Raw genomic sequence first — 14,985 nt, 5'->3', positions numbered from 1 at the left:
CGGCAAGATTCGGTGCTGCCCTGCCAATCGCCATTAGCCGAGGACAGAGGGCCCTAATCTCTGGTTCATGCGACATGCGAGCAACCGGTCATGACCGCCGAACACACACCTATCCGCCTCGGGCAGCGCGTGCCCGGGCAAGCAGTCATCGAGGAGCTCATGGCGGTCCGGAGCTCATAGATTCCGGGTTCGCTAGGAGCGGCTGTGGAGGAACCGCGCTATACCGTCTTCTCCCGGGGAGAGCCCGATGTAGACAAAGTCTGGAGGATCACCGGGCACTGGTTGTGGCTTCTGCGCGCCTGTTTTCCATTTCGGTGGCAGTTGCCCTGGCCATTCTGGTGGTTCCCAGTCCTGGTGTTCGCTTTTGTAGTGCCTGCCGGTAGGTGAGGTCCAGCCGGGTGGTGCGGTTTTGGTGGCCGGGGTGGGTTTCCAGCCGCTGGTGTGCCGTAGCTTGTGGTGTTTGGGGCAGGGCTGTCCCAGATTCGATATCCCGGTAGTGCCGCCCTGGTGCCAGGTGAGGATGTGGTCGGCTTCGTTGTCGAGCGAATTGTTGCTGCATCCCGGAAAGGGGCATTTGCCATCCCGCAACCTAAGCCAGTTCCGCATGGCCTGACTGATCCGGTACTTTGTCCGGCCGATCTCCAGCGGCGCCCCGTCCCTCGGGTCCACCAGGACCCGGTAAAACGAAGCGGCCCCGTCGGCGACGAGTTGGCGTGCCATCGACGGCGGGACCGGGCCATAGCCGTCGAGCATGGCCGGCTCGTCGGTCAGGCCCATCAGGGAAAACACCGGAACGGTGACGAGCACTTGGGCCCGGATCGACGACGACAGGCCCGTATCAATTCCTGCACCCATAGTGTCACCGGTTCCGAAACGGGTGGTTCCGGGGCTGGCGGTACCGCCCAGGAGCCACCCACCATACAGGTCCGTCCGCAACTGGGTGAGGGTCCGGGTCTCTTCTGGTCCCTGTAATCCCCGGGCGGCGGTGGTGAGCCTGTTCCAGATTGCCGAGGCCTGGTCCGCGGGCAGGTAGGCGGAGAGCCAAGCCATGCCATCCTGATCCGGCCGGTATTCGACCCGCCGGTCTGCCACACCCCTGGCATGGCGCTTCTCAATGGATTCGGCGTGGTGGCGCTCCCGCCAAGTCCTTGCTTTGGTCCGGAACCTGTAGGCGGGCATCTCCCCGATGGTTGCCGCTTTGGCTGGCTTCGGTACCTCCGGGTCAAGGAAGTGGGCTTCCAGTGCCGCCGCACCGGCGGGGTCAAGGCTGGCCGTTTCATCCACCACGACCAGGGCATGAGACCAGGTAATCGTCCCGGACTGCAATGCCGAAAGGGTGGGCGGCAACTCCTTGCACAGGGTGTGGGATGCGGCCAGGAACGCACCCGCTGCCCGGGTACCGAGGGCCAGGAGGCAGCCGATTTCCGCGGCGACGGCCATTTCCTGCGCCTGAACCGGCGCGTCCGGCGCTATGGCCTCGGCGGTGTCTGCATACTTCACGGCAGCCCGGGCCTTCAAACCCGCGAACCCGGCCTCCGCCACCCGCGCCCCGGCAAGAATGTCCAGGCACCCATCCGCCAGTCCGGCCAGCGGATCAGCAGCCGAAAACGGCTCTGAACCACACTCATCCACCTCGGCATTGAGCACAGCAAGGGAGGACTTGATGTCCTCAAACGCCTTCGCCACCGCTGCTTTCCCCATAAAACAATCATCACAAGGGGGTCTGACAATTTCTGTCAGCTGGCCAGTCGGCCGTCGGAAAAGAGTCCCGGAACTCGATGCTGAAAGGTCAATGCCCGGGCGTTTCGCGTGTTTCCCAGTTTTAGATCTATACCCCGCGCAGCAACAAGCGCTGGCAGAACTGGGCCTGGCGGAAGCACGCGACGACGATGAAGCGGAAGGGCCGAAGACTGTATCTGCCCGATGAACGGGTCCTCCCGTGCGGCATCCTAGATAGGTTCTTTGGCCAGCGCCTTCGTCTTGGCCGGTGTTTCGCGGCCGAGGCGCTCGTCGAGCGTCACTCGCAGTCTGGCGGCTGCCACCTGGACACGATGCTCGGCGGGGGTGGCGTTCTTCTTGACCGGCTTCGCAGGGGTGTTCCGGGGAGTATGGACAAACCGATGTTCAGACGACGCTGCACTCATGGTCCAACCTCCTTGGCTTTGTCTTTATCCGTCGTTCCATTCTCGCCTAAGTTGTCAGCGGCGTCCACGAACGGCCCTTCCGGGTCAAAGTCACCTTCGTCCGCAATGTCGTCCCCGTTCTCATCACCCGAGACGCTTTTCCAGGCGATATCAAACAACTCGAGCTCCTCGTCGCGCGCGAGCTCGCTGCGGGCGAGAACTTCAAGTGTTGCCAGTCCCAAGGCCTTCGTTCCTTCATCGCCGTCCAATGCCCGGTCCAGCGCCCACTGGGTTCGCCGCCACCATTCCGCCCGGCTGTCGGCTGCAGTTTTCTGCGTCAAGGCCTGGGCATCGGCTTCACGTTTCTGGTTCAAGGCAGTTTTGTCGGCCGCGGTGCGCTGCTTAAGCGTGCGCCAGTTGATGTAGAAAGCCAGCACCGCAGCGATGAGAACGGCCAAGGGTCCCAGCCCGGCGAGGATCGCCCACCACTCGGCCGGCCCCGAGTGGACTACCACGTCGAGCGCGCTGGGGGAGGGAGCAGGAGTCACTCGACCAGCATAGGCGCGGAAAGGGCACCAACCGCGAGGACGCCCCAGTCTGAGCGGGCCTATCTACAGGACGTCGGCGAAACATCATCTTGAAGACATGTGGACGCAACCTTGCGCGAGCACCATTGGGCTTGAGAGCAGTGCGACAAAGGAAAGGAAGATGTCATGATCAGCAAGGAGCAGGCGGTTATCGGTTCTTGTGATGAACTCTCACCAGGAGACGCCATCGAAGCGTTCTATGGGAACACTCTGGTCCACCGCGGACCGGTCTCGGAGATCGCCCCGCAGCATGGACTGTTCTGGATCCTGGACACGTTGACGGGGAGCCGCCGTCTTCTGGACAGCTCGGAACTCGAGATCGTGCGTTTGCCCGCGCACTATCGTGAAGTCCTGGTAGGGGCACCTGTTCGCTAGGAACACACCAACCATGCTGGACTAGCCGAATGATCCGGTGCCCATCGACAGACACGGCGAGGGGAATAGTCTTGGCCCGTCCAACATGACCGACAATGATGACGGTAAAGACCGGCCTAAGCCAGCTCGGGATTTCAGGAGTTCACTTTGGTCAAGTCTGCAGAGAGCGTGGTCATAGACCGGGGAGTTGCCGAGGTATTGCAATACGTCGCGGACCTTCGCAACGAACCGAACTGGCATGTTGACATAGCCTCCGTGCCTCCGGAAACCGATCCTGTTCCTGTCATCGGCAAGGTTTATCCCTTGAAATTCAAACCCTTCATGGCGCAGACCAACGGCACCTTCACCGCCCTGGCCACCGGCGGCCAGGTGCTGACGGCCATCCTCGGCGGACGGTGACTTGGCCCCTGGACGGGCGGGCTCCTGCGGTCGGGGCCGGAAGGACTTCCGGAGCCAGGGAGCTCTCGAAAGTGGCATGGCGCCGTCGAAATCAGTAGCGTCGTTCCGGCAAGTATTCTCCAGCAGTTAGGTACTCCTTGGGCAAGAACAGCAAGAACCGGCGCCAGGACAAGGGGTCGGCGGGAAAACGCCGCCCAGGACCGGTCTCCCTCAGTTCTTACCGTGCCGCCCGGGCGTTGGATGCCTTGGCGCCAGCCTATGTCCAGTGGTTCGACGACGGCGCGCCCGGAGCGGGCGCTGCCGCCCTGCAGTATCTGAAGCTGATTGAACCCACCGTCAGCCGTTATCTGGAGGCTACAGCTGCCGCGGACGTGACAAACCTCGATCCTGCCCGCTTGGCCAACGCTGTCGCGGAGGAAGTTACCGCCACCGTGAGTGCCCAGGGCCCCGAAACCGTGGAGGCAGAACAGGCTGCTCTTATCGTTGACTCTGTCCACAGCTACCTCGAGTTTCTGTCTGAAACCGGCCGGTGGACGGGGACGGCGGAGCAGTTGGCCGAAGCGCTGGACTTCTTCGACAGCCTCGCCGACGGCGACACTGGACAGGAGTCCATAGAGATTCCGGACATTCCCGAGGAGCAAGCACTGGAAGCTTTCGCCGAACTGCCTCTGATCCGGAAAGCAACAGCATTGCTCCGGTGGATCGGTGACGGGAAGCCCGTTACCGGAACTGGCGCCCTTCGTCTGCGGGACATCGAGGAGGCGGCTGCCTGCGTCGGCCTGCAGGCCAAGGGCAGTACAAAGAAGGCGGATCCGGCCGGCGATGTCCTCACCGTGCGAAGCATGTACGAGGTGCCCCTGCTGGCCGAGATATGGGCCGCTCTCGAGGCCGCGGAGCTGATTGAGATTAAGCCGACGAAGGTAGTGCCCTTCGAGGATTCCGGACAATTCCTGAGCGGCGGCGTTGCGGAGCAGCTGGATGAGTTCATCTTGTTCACCACGTGTTTCCTGAACCAGACCGTGCTCCGGCTCGATCCCGAAGAGCCTTGGGAGCAGACCATCGCCGCCCTGCAGGTATCGGTCCTGCTGGCGGCGGCCAGGCCGGAAGCGCCGTTGGTGGAACGTGTTTTGGCTGCCCCCGACCAGGCCCCCGAAGAGGAGAAGGCGGCAGCCGAGATGCTGACCAAGGTGGCCATGGGCCGGCTCGAGGAACTTGCGGAGCTTGGGCTGCTGACCATTGACACCCATTTCCGGGTGCCCCCGGTGCTGGTCCGCTGCGTCGCAGATACTTTTGACTATCCACCTCTGCTGGCAGAGCTGGGTCTCGAAGAATCAGTCGACGGCAATGAAGTGGACGCGGCGGACTTGGGAAGCCTGGTTCTTTCCTAGAAGCTGGTCACCAGTTCGCCGAGCACCTCTTCGAGCCTCGTCGGATCCGTGGCGTCGTAGTAGTGCGCACCGCTGGCCCTGGCGATTTCCAGCAGAGTGGGGACGTCGGCGTCGGGTCCGTATGCGAGCGTAAAAACAAGCACCGGCGTCGAGTGGTTCTGATGGCTCAACTGTTCGGAGAGCCCGCCGAGGTCTCCGGGGTGGCGGGTATCGTTCTTGCCGTCGCTCAGAAGCACGATGGTGTTGATGTAGGCGTCTTTGTAGTCCTTGGCTTGATCGCCCGCGAAGCGGCTCACCGCCTCGAACAGAGGCGTAGCCTCCACGGACTTGAGCTCATTGAGCTTGGCGATGAGGTCCTGTTTATTGGTCTTGAAGGGGGCTACCGGGCTCACGATGCCCGGCTCCAGGGGGCCGTCGCCCACATGGGAGAAAGCGGCGAGCCCAACTTCATCCTCGCCTGTGAAATGGTCCAGTGCCTTGATAACTGCGTCCTTGGCACGTTGCAGCTTGGTCACCCCGGGTTCCTGCACCATGGACTCCGAGACATCAAGCAGGAACAAGGCCCGGGCCCGCTTGCGGACTTCGGGGAAGCTGTCCTGCATGGCAACAAGTGCCTCCGCCTTGGGCAGTGGCAGCGGCTGGAGCGTCTCAGCGTACGGTCCGGTTTTCGCCACCCCAGCATCCAGCTTGCCCTGGATGGACCGGTACCCGGATGCCTGGACCACGTGTTGGCCCTGTTCCGTCACTGCGAACGCGAGAAAATCCTGGGCCGCCTGGCGCTGTTGGCTGCCCACCCAGTCCCCGTCAAGGGTCACTGCCGGGTTGTCCGCCACGTGCACGCCGTCGTTGGGGTAAATGGCGTCGAGGGGCTCCTTGGGCGCGGGACCGGATTTCTTCGTTTTTCCGTCTTCGCTGACCACCCCCCGGTTGTAGTCCCAAACAGATTTTTCGTCCACGATGACGGCGGAGAGAAATTCGGAGACCTTCCCGGCGTTGTCAGCCTCCCTGGCATGCCACAGAAAATGCTCGGGCGTGGCCATGTAGTGGCTGGTGCCCAGTTCCACGGCGCGCACCTTCTCCAGCAGGGACGGTGCGTCCAGGTCCATGTCGTCCAGCCCGCCTACGCTGCCGCCGGCGGCACCGTAGGAAGCAGCAAGCGCCATTAAGCCCGACGTCGAGATGAGCGGACTGGCCTTGCCGAACTTGAATTTCCCCCAGTCGCCATGGCCGAGGCGCTCCCAGACGTCCTGGTCCCTGGCCATTTTGAAGACGTCGGACCACGACGGCGGATTGTTGTCCCAGCCCAGGGCTTGGGTCATCGTCGCCGGCATCGCCACGACGATCGCACTGCGGGCGAGGCTCATTCCCTCCTGCGGGACAGGGCTTCCGCTGGCGCCTTCCCTTGCGATTCGTAACCACGCGGAGGAGTCCGGCAGCCAGATGGAGGGCCTGTCGCCTGCCGGAACACCGGGGAACTGCGCAGCAACCTTGCGGGCAGCGAGTCCCGATTTTTCCTGCATCACCGTTGGCGTCACACATTTGCCGTCCACGCTGCGGGGTCTCGCCGTATATTCGGATGCCAGGGCCCGGACCATCTCGGCGTTTTCCAGCGAGGTGAGGATGTTCAAGGGTATACAGGGAGAGGCGCCGGCGACGGCGGCAGGAGAGTCCTGCGCCAGAGGTTCGCCTTCTGAAGGTGTGCCGCCATTCCCGGCTGAAGTGCCGCCCTCGCCTGAACCGCCGGGGAAGATCACCGCCCGCAGCAGGAAAGCGCCGCCAACAATAAGAAGTGCCACGGTGGCCGCCGCGGCCAGCCAGATCCAGCGCGGATAGCTCAAGTCAGATGCAGCGTGTCGGCGGCCCATGTTCGTTTCCTTTGAAATCCGCCCGGTTTCCCGGTATGAACGCAAATTATGAAACTGGCCCGCGGCAGTTACACCGCGGGTGCGCCTAGCCCCCCGCCCGGATGCCCCCCACAACTGGATACGCATTTTGAGGATAACCCCGACGGGCGTCATGTGAGTGTTGTGATTCAGATACTTGATTGAATTTTCAGGGTTCGGGTCCTGGCCAGGTTCCCGTGCTCAATCCGCAGGAGCCTTCACCCGCGGATCCTCCTGACGCTCAGTTTGTGCCCATTTGCGGACGTCCGGTCCGTGGCCCTGCGGATGCGGCGCCAGGGCCTGTGGGCATGGCTGCGGCCCTCCGGGGAATCGGGAGCCGAAGCTACCAATGAGGAACCATGCCTGCGGCGCCGCAACCGGAGGAGTACGAATACTGTCAATCCCAGCCAGGCGAAAGCCGCAGCAAAAATCAGCATCATTGCCGGGATCGTATCCATGCTCAAGTGTAGGTGCGAGTCCGGAAGGACGTCCTACTCGTTTCGTGGGGTGCTGACTACTCAGATACCCGGCGTGGGAGCGCGGAGTACCTGCATCCTGAGGCGTTGTTGACAGAACGCCTGCCCGGGACTTTTGCAGGGTCCAACCTGCACACGTTCCACCAGACCGGAGCAAGGAAGGCAGGAGGCTCAACGGGTTACCCTGAATCATGAATGAGCAGAACGTCACGTGGCATACCCGGCACAAGTCTTCACTGACCAGGGGAGAGCGGGCGGCCGACTACCTGCGAAACGGCATGGGCAGCTGGCCCTTCGTCGGGGGATTCATCCTCTTTATGGTCCTGTGGGCCACCGTCAACACCTTCGCGATGGCCAGCCGGGCATGGGACCCCTACCCCTACATCCTGCTGAACCTGTTTCTATCGATGCTGGCTGGTCTTCAGGGCGCCATTCTGCTGATCGCAGCCAAACGCCAGGATGCCATCGCTTCTGCCATGGCCCAGCACGACTACGACACGGATATGGAGGCGAAGAGTGAAATCGAAGAACTCACGAAGATCAATGAACAACAGCTTCTGATCCTCCGTGAACTTCAGTCGCTGGCCCAGGGCATCGGCAGGGTGTAAGGGTGACGCTTCCCGCGTAGCAGGTACCTGTGCCGGCTGAGAGCAGCAGTGACCAAAGGCCCTATTGGCAAGGGTGCTGGCGTGGTTGAGTGGGCCCTCATTCAGGAGGACGGATGCAGTGTGATCACGAACCTTGGCCGCCACAGGCTTCTCTGGGTGCTTATCGGCATCTTGGCGCTTTCGGCAGCAGTCACAGGCGTAGCTGTTCCCGGCATCTACTCCCGCATCGTTTCCCCTGAGCTGTTACCCGGCGCCTACGCCCAGGACCTCATTTCAGCGGTTGTTTCGGTTGCGTTGATTCTCCTTGCCTGGACGAGCCGGGATGGCCGGCCAAAGGGGCAGATCCTGCAGCTGGGGCTGCTCGGTTACCTTTTTTACGCCTACGGAATCTATGTCATCGAACGGGCGTACAACGGGCTGTATCTCCTGTACATGGCCATTTTTACGCTTACGTTCTGGGCGCTGGTCAGCGCCGGATTCTGCCTGCGACGGAACACCCACGTGCCGGGCCTTCCCGGGGCGCTTCGTATCGCTTCGGCCAGCGGGGCCCTCCTGCAACCGATGATCTTCTACCCGCTGTGGATTGCCATGCTCCTGCCTTTAATGAGCACCGGCAACCAGATTGACTCCTTGTATTCCATCTACATTCTTGAGCTCTGCTTCATCATGCCGGCGTTCCTGCTGCTGGCGGTGCTGACTTATAGGGTCCATCCCTTGGGCCTGCTCCTGCTGCCGGCGATGTACGTCCTGGGATTCACACTCATCTTTTCCCTGGCACTCGGCGAATTGGTGAAGCCCCTCTGGGATCTCGACTTCAACACCGCCGCTTTTTGGACGTCACTGGCTCTCTCCATGTTTTTCGCCGTCCTCGGCGCCCTGCATCTGGCACGCCTGGACCTTCAGCCGTCACCTTTACCCGCCCTGGCTGCGAAGAAGTGAAGGCCAGGGAGCGTGCTACGAACCGATTCTTCACCCGGTTCCTCACTGACGCCGCCCTGCGGAGTCAATATCCGGCGCCTGCAGCCTCCAGAAGCCGCCGCGCCCTAGTTCAACCTTCGTGACAAAGGTACTCTGTATCCCACGGCACCAACTGGCATGACGGTCCGGCTGGAATCTTCCTTGAGAGGCTGCGCGATGGGCGAGCCAATCCATGCCTCCGGCGACCGGCCCATCTTCGCCGGAGCCAGGATGGACGAGCTGCTCACCGGCTTTGTCGACCAGGCCGGCGAACTGCTGAATGCCCAGCAACGGATGCGGGGTCTCCTTGAAGCGGTCGTCGCCCTGGCGGAGGACCTAAGCCTGGAGGCCGTCCTTCAAAGGGTGGTCAACTCCGCATGCACTCTCCTGCGAGCACGGTTTGGAGCGCTGGGAGTCATTAACGAAGAGCATGCTTTGAGCCACTTCATCACCGTTGGCATCGATGATGAAACGGGGCGAAAGATTGGCCCCCTGCCCACCGGGCATGGCGTTTTGGGTTTGTTGATCCGCGATCCCAAGCCGCTCAGGCTCCATGACCTTAGCCGGCACCCCGAAGCTTACGGGTTTCCGAAGAACCATCCGCCCATGAAGTCATTCCTGGGCGTGCCCATCCGGGTGCGTGACTCCGTGTTCGGCAATCTCTATCTGACGCAAAAGGAAGGCGGCGGAGACTTCACCGACGAGGATGAGGACCTGGCCCAGGCACTTGCCGCGGCCGCCGGCGTCGCTATCGAAAACGCCAGGCTGTACGACGATTCACGCCGGAGGACCCGGTGGCTCGAAGCTTCGATGGAAGTAACGAAAAGGATGATGGGCGGGGACACGCAGGAGGGCGAGGAAGGGGCACCGGACATGATTGCCGGACGGGCGCTCCGGGAATCCGCTTCGGAGTTGGCCCTGCTTCTGGTCCAGGAACACGCGTCCGAGTTATTCCACGTGGCAGGAGCCGCGGGGGAAACGTCCTCAGAATGGGCCGGACGCTTCCTAGCCCTGACATATCCGGAGATCCGGGCGGTTATTGACACAGGGAAAGCAGCGGTGATTGAAGACGCTGCGACAATTCTCGGGCCGGACGCTGCTGCGAAGCCAGCGAGGCTCCTGGCCCTGGATCTCAGTACCCACGGCACCCATCACGGGCTCCTTGTCCTGCTCCGGAAGCGGGCGGAAGGCACCTTCAGGCCCGCAGATGTTGAGATGGGAACAGTCTTCTGTTCCCATGTCGCAATGGGGCTGGAACTTGCCCGGGCACGCCAGATGCGCGAACAGCTTGCCGTGTTTACGGACCGGGACCGGATCGCCCGCGATCTCCATGACCTCGTAATCCAGCGGCTGTTCGCCGCAGGACTCAGTATCCAGAGCCTCCAGCGTTTCAACTCCAGTGAGTCCCTGGCCAGGACGATTGCGAAAGTCACGGCTGAACTCGACGAGACCATCCGTGAACTCCGAAACACGATCTATTCCCTGAGCAGATCATCGGGCGAGGTGGAGCTGCTCAGCAGCCGCATCCTGCAAACGGTGCGCTCTGCCACACAATCGCTGCCCTTCGTCCCCCACCTCACGATGACCGGGCCGGTCGACGACATCCACGACGAGTCGACGGCGTCCAATGTGCTGGCAGTTCTCACGGAAGGTCTGAGCAACGCGGTCCGGCACGCGGGGGCAGCGTCCATCCGCGTGTTGATTGCTGTTGGCGAAGGAAGGCTAACCGTCCGCATCGAAGACGACGGCGGCGGCTTCTCCATACCCGGGGCCGGCAACGGCCTTTCGAATATGGAGCACAGGGCGCGCGCGCTCGGGGGCAGCTTTGAGATACACAGCCCGCCGGGCCAAGGTACCGAAGTGGAGTGGACCGCCCCGGTCTTCTAGGCTGGCCAATCCGGTGGCGGCCTACTGGCCGTGTCCGGTGTTGTAGGCGACATGAACCGCCGCCTGGGTCCGCCGCTCAAACCCCAGCTTTGCCAGCAGGGACGACACGTAGTTCTTTACGGTCTTCTCCGCCAACTGCATGCGTTCCCCGATCTGGCGGTTCGTCAGGCCTTCGCCCACGAGTTCCAACACGCGCAGCTCCTGCGGGGTCAGCGAAGCCAGTTTGGGATCGGCCCTTGCTGGCTTCGCCAGTCCCTGGATAACCCGGGCCTTGAGGTCGTCGCTGAATAGGGATTCCCCCCGCGCTGCCCGACGCAGCGCCCCCGTCAGATCCATGCCGCCGATCTCTTTGAGAACGTAACCGGAGGCCCCGGCGAGGACTGCGCCCCTGAGTGCCTCTTCGTCGTCGTAGCTCGTCAGGATCACGCAGTTCAGCTTCGGGTCGACGGAGCGGACATCACGGCAGACTTCGATCCCGGTTCCGTCGGGCAGCCGGGCATCCAGCACGGCCACGTCCGGGCGAAGGGCTGGAATACGGCGCACCGCCTCGGCGGCCGAGCCGGACATGCCGACGACGACGAAGCCCTCGCTCTCCAGCAGGTCCTGGAGCCCGCGCCGGACAAGCTCGTGGTCATCGAGGATGAACACCCGGATGCCCGTGCCCGGCGCCGGAACATTGCCGGCTAATGCTTCCGATTCCATGCCAACCCTTCCCGGTCCAGGGCCTGCCCGTAGGGATGACCGGTGCAAATCCTCTTACCACTCATCCTTGGGGAACCCCGATGGGCGCACAAGGGTCCTTTGTCACGAGGCTGTCCGTGTCGCCGGCGTGAGGTATGCGCCGGTGTCGCCAAAGCCGGCGGAGGATTAGCAGCCGACGACGGCGAGCGCCACGAGGTGCGCACCCTCACCTTCAGCGAAGACGGCCAGCGCCGTGCTCGCCTCAGCGGGAAACACCAGGTCCGTGATGGTGGCGAGCCCGTCCTGGGCGAAGACCTCCACTGAGCAGCGGTCAAGGTAGATGCGGAGCCGAAGGCGTCCTTCCTGCAGCGGCACGGCCACGGTTTCAACAGAGGGAAAGGCCTCGTGGAAACCCGCGTCCCCCGACTCCCGGCGGTCCAGCCGCAGGATTCCCTCCGCCACGTCATAGGTGAGAAGCGTACGTTCGGCGCCGCCCGCCCTGACCACCAGCCCGACACTGCCCGCCGTACCCGGCTCGAACTCCGCATCAATCCGCGCCACTGCTGCAGTCACAGGGAGTTCCAGAACGCCCGGTGCCAGGCGCTGCGGTCCGACGCGGAAGCTCCCAGGGTCTGATTTTCCGATGGGGTCGATAGCCACCTGCCGGAGCACCACCTTCCCGTTGACCCGGGCCAGTGAGACTTCCCGGGGCAAGGACATCGCACTGCGCCAGCCGCCGGTGGGAGTGGAGCCGGCATAGTCCCAGTTGTTCATCCAGCCGATCATGATCCGGCGGCCGTCCGGCAGGTTGCTGAACGAAACGGCGGCGTAGTAGTCGCGTCCCCAGTCCAGCCAGGAGTAGTCCCGCATCCGGCTGTCGTCCCGTTGGAGGCCCTCGGTGACGGTCTGCTCGGACCGGAACGTCACGCCGTCGAACGCTCCCAGGAAGTACTGCCCGGCTGAGCCGCCGGCGATGCCACCGGGATTGATGTTCACGATGAGGACCCACTTCCGGTCCTCCGGATTCCCGTCCACGGGCAGCTCGAAGAGGTCCGGGCACTCCCATACTCCGCCGGTGGCGTTGGCGGGCCCGAAGGTGCTCAGGTGCTCCCAGGTTTTCAGGTCGGCGGACTTGTACAGCACTGCCTGGCGCTGCACTGCTTCGACGGCGACCATCACCCAGTAACTGCCGGCGGCGCCGTCGTACCAGAAGACCTTGGGGTCGCGGAAGTCCGCGGACGCACGGTCCAGGACGGGGTTGCCCTGGTACTTCGTCCAGGTCAGGCCTTCATCGAGGCTGTAGGCGAGGGATTGTGCCTGACGTCCGGCCCGCGGGGAGGCGTCGCTGTAAGCGCTGGTGTAGATGGCAACCAGCGGGGGAGTGCCCGCAGTGCCGAAGCCGGTGGTGTTGCGCGCGTCGATCACGGCCGAGCCGGAGAAGATGGCTTCGTGTTCGTCGCAGGCGATGGCCACCGGCTGCTCTTCCCAGTGGGCCAGATCCCGGGAGGTGGCGTGGCCCCAGGACATGTTGCCCCAGTCCGTCCCGAAGGGGTTGTGCTGGTAGAAGAGGTGGTAGGTGCCGTTGAGGTACACCAGGCCGTTGGGATCGTTGAGCCAATTGCGCTCGGAGGTGTAGTGCCATTCAGGGCGGAAACGGTCCGTTGTGGGAACGGCCAGGGCGGCAGGTGCCGCAACCGCGGCGGGCGCGGCAGCCGCCGTCGAGATTGAGTTCATGTTGCAGTTAGCCCTTCACGCCGCTGGAGGCGATGCTGTTGACGAAAGAACGCTGGAAGGCGATGAAGAGCACCACCACCGGGACCGTGATCAGTGACGCATAGGCCATGACCTCGCCCCAGGAGACGTTCAGTTGGAAGAAGTACTGGATGCCGATCATCACAGGCCGCAGTTCCTCGGACTGGACCACCATGAGCGGCCAAAGGTAGGAGTTCCAGGCCGGCAGGAACGTCAGGATCGCCACGGTGGCGGTGGCGGGGCCGGAGAGCGGCATGACCACCTTGCGGTAGATCTTGAACCAGCCGGCGCCGTCGATGCGCGCTGCCTCGTCCAGTTCCTTGGGAATGGACTCGAAGTACTGGTGGAACAGGTAGATGGAGAAGGCATTGGCGATGAACGGAATGATCTGAACCTGGTAGGTGTCCAGCCAGCCCTTGGAGAACTCCAGGCTGAAGCCGTCGAGCTCAAAGTAGGGCAGCTGGTTGACCCACCACACCAGCGGCAGGGCGAGGGTCTGGAACGGGACAATCAGCGTGGCCAGGATGGCGCCGAAGACGATCCGCTTGCCGCGGACCTGCATGCGGGAGAGCGCGAAGGCGCACAGGCTGTTGATGAAGATGCCCAGCACCACCGTCACGGCAGAGACCCCGATGGAGTTGATCATGAACCGGGCTGCGGGCACACGGTCGAACACCGCGGCGTAGTTATCGAGTGAGATGTTCCCGATGGGCAGGAACGCCGCCACGGAGGACATGTCACCGAAAATCTGCTGGTCCGGCTTGAGGGAGGACACCAGCATGAACACGATGGGGAAAACTGCGACGGCAGCGAACAGGATGCGCACGGCCATGGTTCCGAAGCTCCCCAGCTTCGCGGATGTGAGGGTCGGCAACATGTCAGTCCTTCTCTCGGGTCAGGTAACGCTGCACTGCGGAAATCAGCAGTACCAGGACGAAGAATACGAGCGAGATGGCCGAGGCGTAGGAGGTTTCCTGCTGCTTGAATCCGGACCGGACTGCCTCGTAGATGATGGTGGTGGTGGAATCCAGGGGGCCGCCCTGGGTCATAACGCTGACCTGGTCGAAGAGTCCCAGCGCCTGGATGGTGATGGTGACCAGCACCAGGCTGCGGGTGTGTTTCAGGCCCGGCCATGTCACATAGCGGAACTGGTGCCAGCGGCTGGCGCCGTCCAGCTGGGACGCCTCGTACAGTTCACCGGAGATGCTCTGCAGTCCGGCCAGCCAGATGATCATGTGGAACCCCGCTGCCTGCCAGATGGACAGGGCGATGATGGCCGGCATGGCGGTGGCGGGATCATTGAGCCAGTCGGCGCCCTGGATGAGCCCGAAGCTGAACGTAGAGAGGAGTTCGTTGATCAGCCCTTCGCGGCGGTACATGAACATCCAGAGCAGTGACACCACCACCATGGAAGTGACCACGGGCAGGAAGTAGAGGGTGCGGAAGAAGTTCACGCCGCGGAACTTTTTGTTGATCAGCAGGGCCATGGCCAGGGCAAGGGCGGACTGCACCGGCACTACGACTACGGCAAAGTACGTCACGTTCAGCAGGGCCCGCCAGAATGTGGGATCGGTGAAGAGCCGGGCAAAGTTGTCCGCCCCTACAAACTCCACAGGCCGCGGGGAGACCAGGCGCGCGTTGGTGAAGGCCAGGCCGAAGCCCAGGATCGCCGGCAGGAACACAAACAACAGCAGCAGAACGGCGGCAGGGGCGATCATGCCCCAACCGCTGAGCTGTTCGCGGAGGAAACCAGGGCGGGGGCGGCGGCGCCGGGTAGGACCGCTGCTTTCCTTGGCTTGAGCCGCAACGGCCTGCGGTGGACGGGTGGGAAGCGGGCTGAGGGTCATGGGAGTCTCCTTGACAGGACCG

The 14,985-nt window shown here is 63.0% G+C and carries 14 protein-coding genes; 6 read left to right on the top strand and 8 right to left on the bottom strand.

Features of this window, described 5'->3' with window-relative positions:
• Nucleotides 1-192: 192 nt before the first annotated feature.
• The 3 genes from QFZ36_RS03320 to QFZ36_RS03310 all read right to left on the bottom strand — a co-directional run bounded on the left by QFZ36_RS03320 (nt 193) and on the right by QFZ36_RS03310 (nt 2,671).
• Entirely contained in the window at nt 193-1,701 is a 1,509-nt protein-coding gene (locus QFZ36_RS03320; RefSeq protein WP_306633917.1) for an HNH endonuclease signature motif containing protein, read from the bottom strand.
• Between the two features lie 248 nt (nt 1,702-1,949).
• Nucleotides 1,950-2,144 (bottom strand): hypothetical protein, encoded by a 195-nt coding sequence (locus tag QFZ36_RS03315; RefSeq protein ID WP_142037321.1) that lies wholly within the window; start codon nt 2,142-2,144, stop codon nt 1,950-1,952.
• On the bottom strand, nt 2,141-2,671 hold the full coding sequence (locus QFZ36_RS03310; RefSeq protein ID WP_306633915.1) for a hypothetical protein: 531 nt from the start codon (nt 2,669-2,671) through the stop codon (nt 2,141-2,143). The genes QFZ36_RS03315 and QFZ36_RS03310 overlap by 4 nt, the downstream gene beginning before the upstream one ends.
• Before the next feature lie 165 nt (nt 2,672-2,836).
• Between QFZ36_RS03310 and QFZ36_RS03305 the strand changes: the two genes are divergently transcribed.
• From QFZ36_RS03305 to QFZ36_RS03295, 3 genes are all read left to right on the top strand, one after another.
• Complete coding sequence (locus QFZ36_RS03305) at nt 2,837-3,085, top strand: hypothetical protein (protein WP_306633913.1); 249 nt, start codon at nt 2,837-2,839, stop codon at nt 3,083-3,085.
• A 147-nt stretch (nt 3,086-3,232) separates the two neighbouring features.
• On the top strand, nt 3,233-3,484 hold the full coding sequence (locus tag QFZ36_RS03300) for a hypothetical protein (RefSeq protein ID WP_306633911.1): 252 nt from the start codon (nt 3,233-3,235) through the stop codon (nt 3,482-3,484).
• Between the two features lie 137 nt (nt 3,485-3,621).
• Nucleotides 3,622-4,872, top strand: coding sequence for a hypothetical protein (locus tag QFZ36_RS03295; RefSeq protein ID WP_306633909.1), 1,251 nt, complete (start codon nt 3,622-3,624; stop codon nt 4,870-4,872).
• Here the strand turns inward: QFZ36_RS03295 and QFZ36_RS03290 are convergent.
• Nucleotides 4,869-6,737 (bottom strand): vWA domain-containing protein, encoded by a 1,869-nt coding sequence (locus QFZ36_RS03290; protein ID WP_306633907.1) that lies wholly within the window; start codon nt 6,735-6,737, stop codon nt 4,869-4,871. The two genes, QFZ36_RS03295 and QFZ36_RS03290, sit on opposite strands and share 4 nt — an antisense overlap.
• 685 nt (nt 6,738-7,422) lie before the next feature.
• Here QFZ36_RS03290 and QFZ36_RS03285 point away from each other — a divergent pair.
• From QFZ36_RS03285 to QFZ36_RS03275, 3 genes are all read left to right on the top strand, one after another.
• On the top strand, nt 7,423-7,839 hold the full coding sequence (locus QFZ36_RS03285; RefSeq protein WP_306633906.1) for a DUF1003 domain-containing protein: 417 nt from the start codon (nt 7,423-7,425) through the stop codon (nt 7,837-7,839).
• Nucleotides 7,840-7,959: 120 nt separating this feature from the next.
• Nucleotides 7,960-8,778, top strand: a complete 819-nt coding sequence (locus QFZ36_RS03280; RefSeq protein WP_306633905.1) for a hypothetical protein — start codon at nt 7,960-7,962, stop codon at nt 8,776-8,778.
• Nucleotides 8,779-8,973: 195 nt separating this feature from the next.
• Nucleotides 8,974-10,683 carry a GAF domain-containing sensor histidine kinase gene (locus tag QFZ36_RS03275; protein WP_306633903.1) on the top strand — a complete coding sequence of 570 codons (1,710 nt, stop codon included), beginning with the start codon at nt 8,974-8,976 and terminating at the stop codon, nt 10,681-10,683.
• 21 nt (nt 10,684-10,704) lie between these two features.
• Here the strand turns inward: QFZ36_RS03275 and QFZ36_RS03270 are convergent, their stop codons facing one another.
• The 4 genes from QFZ36_RS03270 to QFZ36_RS03255 form a co-directional block, all read right to left on the bottom strand.
• Entirely contained in the window at nt 10,705-11,385 is a 681-nt protein-coding gene (locus QFZ36_RS03270) for a response regulator (RefSeq protein WP_306633901.1), read from the bottom strand.
• A gap of 165 nt (nt 11,386-11,550) precedes the next feature.
• Nucleotides 11,551-13,098 carry a glycoside hydrolase family 32 protein gene (locus QFZ36_RS03265; RefSeq protein ID WP_306633899.1) on the bottom strand — a complete coding sequence of 516 codons (1,548 nt, stop codon included), beginning with the start codon at nt 13,096-13,098 and terminating at the stop codon, nt 11,551-11,553.
• 7 nt (nt 13,099-13,105) lie between these two features.
• Complete coding sequence (locus QFZ36_RS03260) at nt 13,106-13,993, bottom strand: carbohydrate ABC transporter permease (RefSeq protein WP_306633898.1); 888 nt, start codon at nt 13,991-13,993, stop codon at nt 13,106-13,108.
• Between the two features lies 1 nt (nt 13,994).
• Nucleotides 13,995-14,963: a carbohydrate ABC transporter permease gene (locus QFZ36_RS03255; protein WP_306633896.1), complete on the bottom strand. Its 969-nt coding sequence runs from the start codon at nt 14,961-14,963 to the stop codon at nt 13,995-13,997.
• Nucleotides 14,964-14,985: the final 22 nt, after the last annotated feature.

This window comes from Pseudarthrobacter siccitolerans (assembly GCF_030823375.1).
Classification (GTDB): Bacteria; Actinomycetota; Actinomycetes; order Actinomycetales; family Micrococcaceae; genus Arthrobacter; species Arthrobacter siccitolerans_A.
This window is presented reverse-complemented; position numbering and strand designations above follow the sequence as displayed.

Excerpts from the sequence above, each read along its gene's own strand:
- QFZ36_RS03275 (WP_306633903.1), top strand. The coding sequence starts at position 8,974 with ATGGGCGAGCCAATCCATGCCTCCGGCGACCGGCCCATCTTCGCCGGA.
- QFZ36_RS03290 (WP_306633907.1), bottom strand. The coding sequence starts at position 6,737 with ATGGGCCGCCGACACGCTGCATCTGACTTGAGCTATCCGCGCTGGATC.
- QFZ36_RS03305 (WP_306633913.1), top strand. The coding sequence starts at position 2,837 with ATGATCAGCAAGGAGCAGGCGGTTATCGGTTCTTGTGATGAACTCTCA.
- QFZ36_RS03285 (WP_306633906.1), top strand. The coding sequence starts at position 7,423 with ATGAATGAGCAGAACGTCACGTGGCATACCCGGCACAAGTCTTCACTG.
- QFZ36_RS03255 (WP_306633896.1), bottom strand. The coding sequence starts at position 14,963 with ATGACCCTCAGCCCGCTTCCCACCCGTCCACCGCAGGCCGTTGCGGCT.
- QFZ36_RS03315 (WP_142037321.1), bottom strand. The coding sequence starts at position 2,144 with ATGAGTGCAGCGTCGTCTGAACATCGGTTTGTCCATACTCCCCGGAAC.
- QFZ36_RS03260 (WP_306633898.1), bottom strand. The coding sequence starts at position 13,993 with ATGTTGCCGACCCTCACATCCGCGAAGCTGGGGAGCTTCGGAACCATG.
- QFZ36_RS03265 (WP_306633899.1), bottom strand. The coding sequence starts at position 13,098 with ATGAACTCAATCTCGACGGCGGCTGCCGCGCCCGCCGCGGTTGCGGCA.
- QFZ36_RS03270 (WP_306633901.1), bottom strand. The coding sequence starts at position 11,385 with ATGGAATCGGAAGCATTAGCCGGCAATGTTCCGGCGCCGGGCACGGGC.
- QFZ36_RS03320 (WP_306633917.1), bottom strand. The coding sequence starts at position 1,701 with ATGGGGAAAGCAGCGGTGGCGAAGGCGTTTGAGGACATCAAGTCCTCC.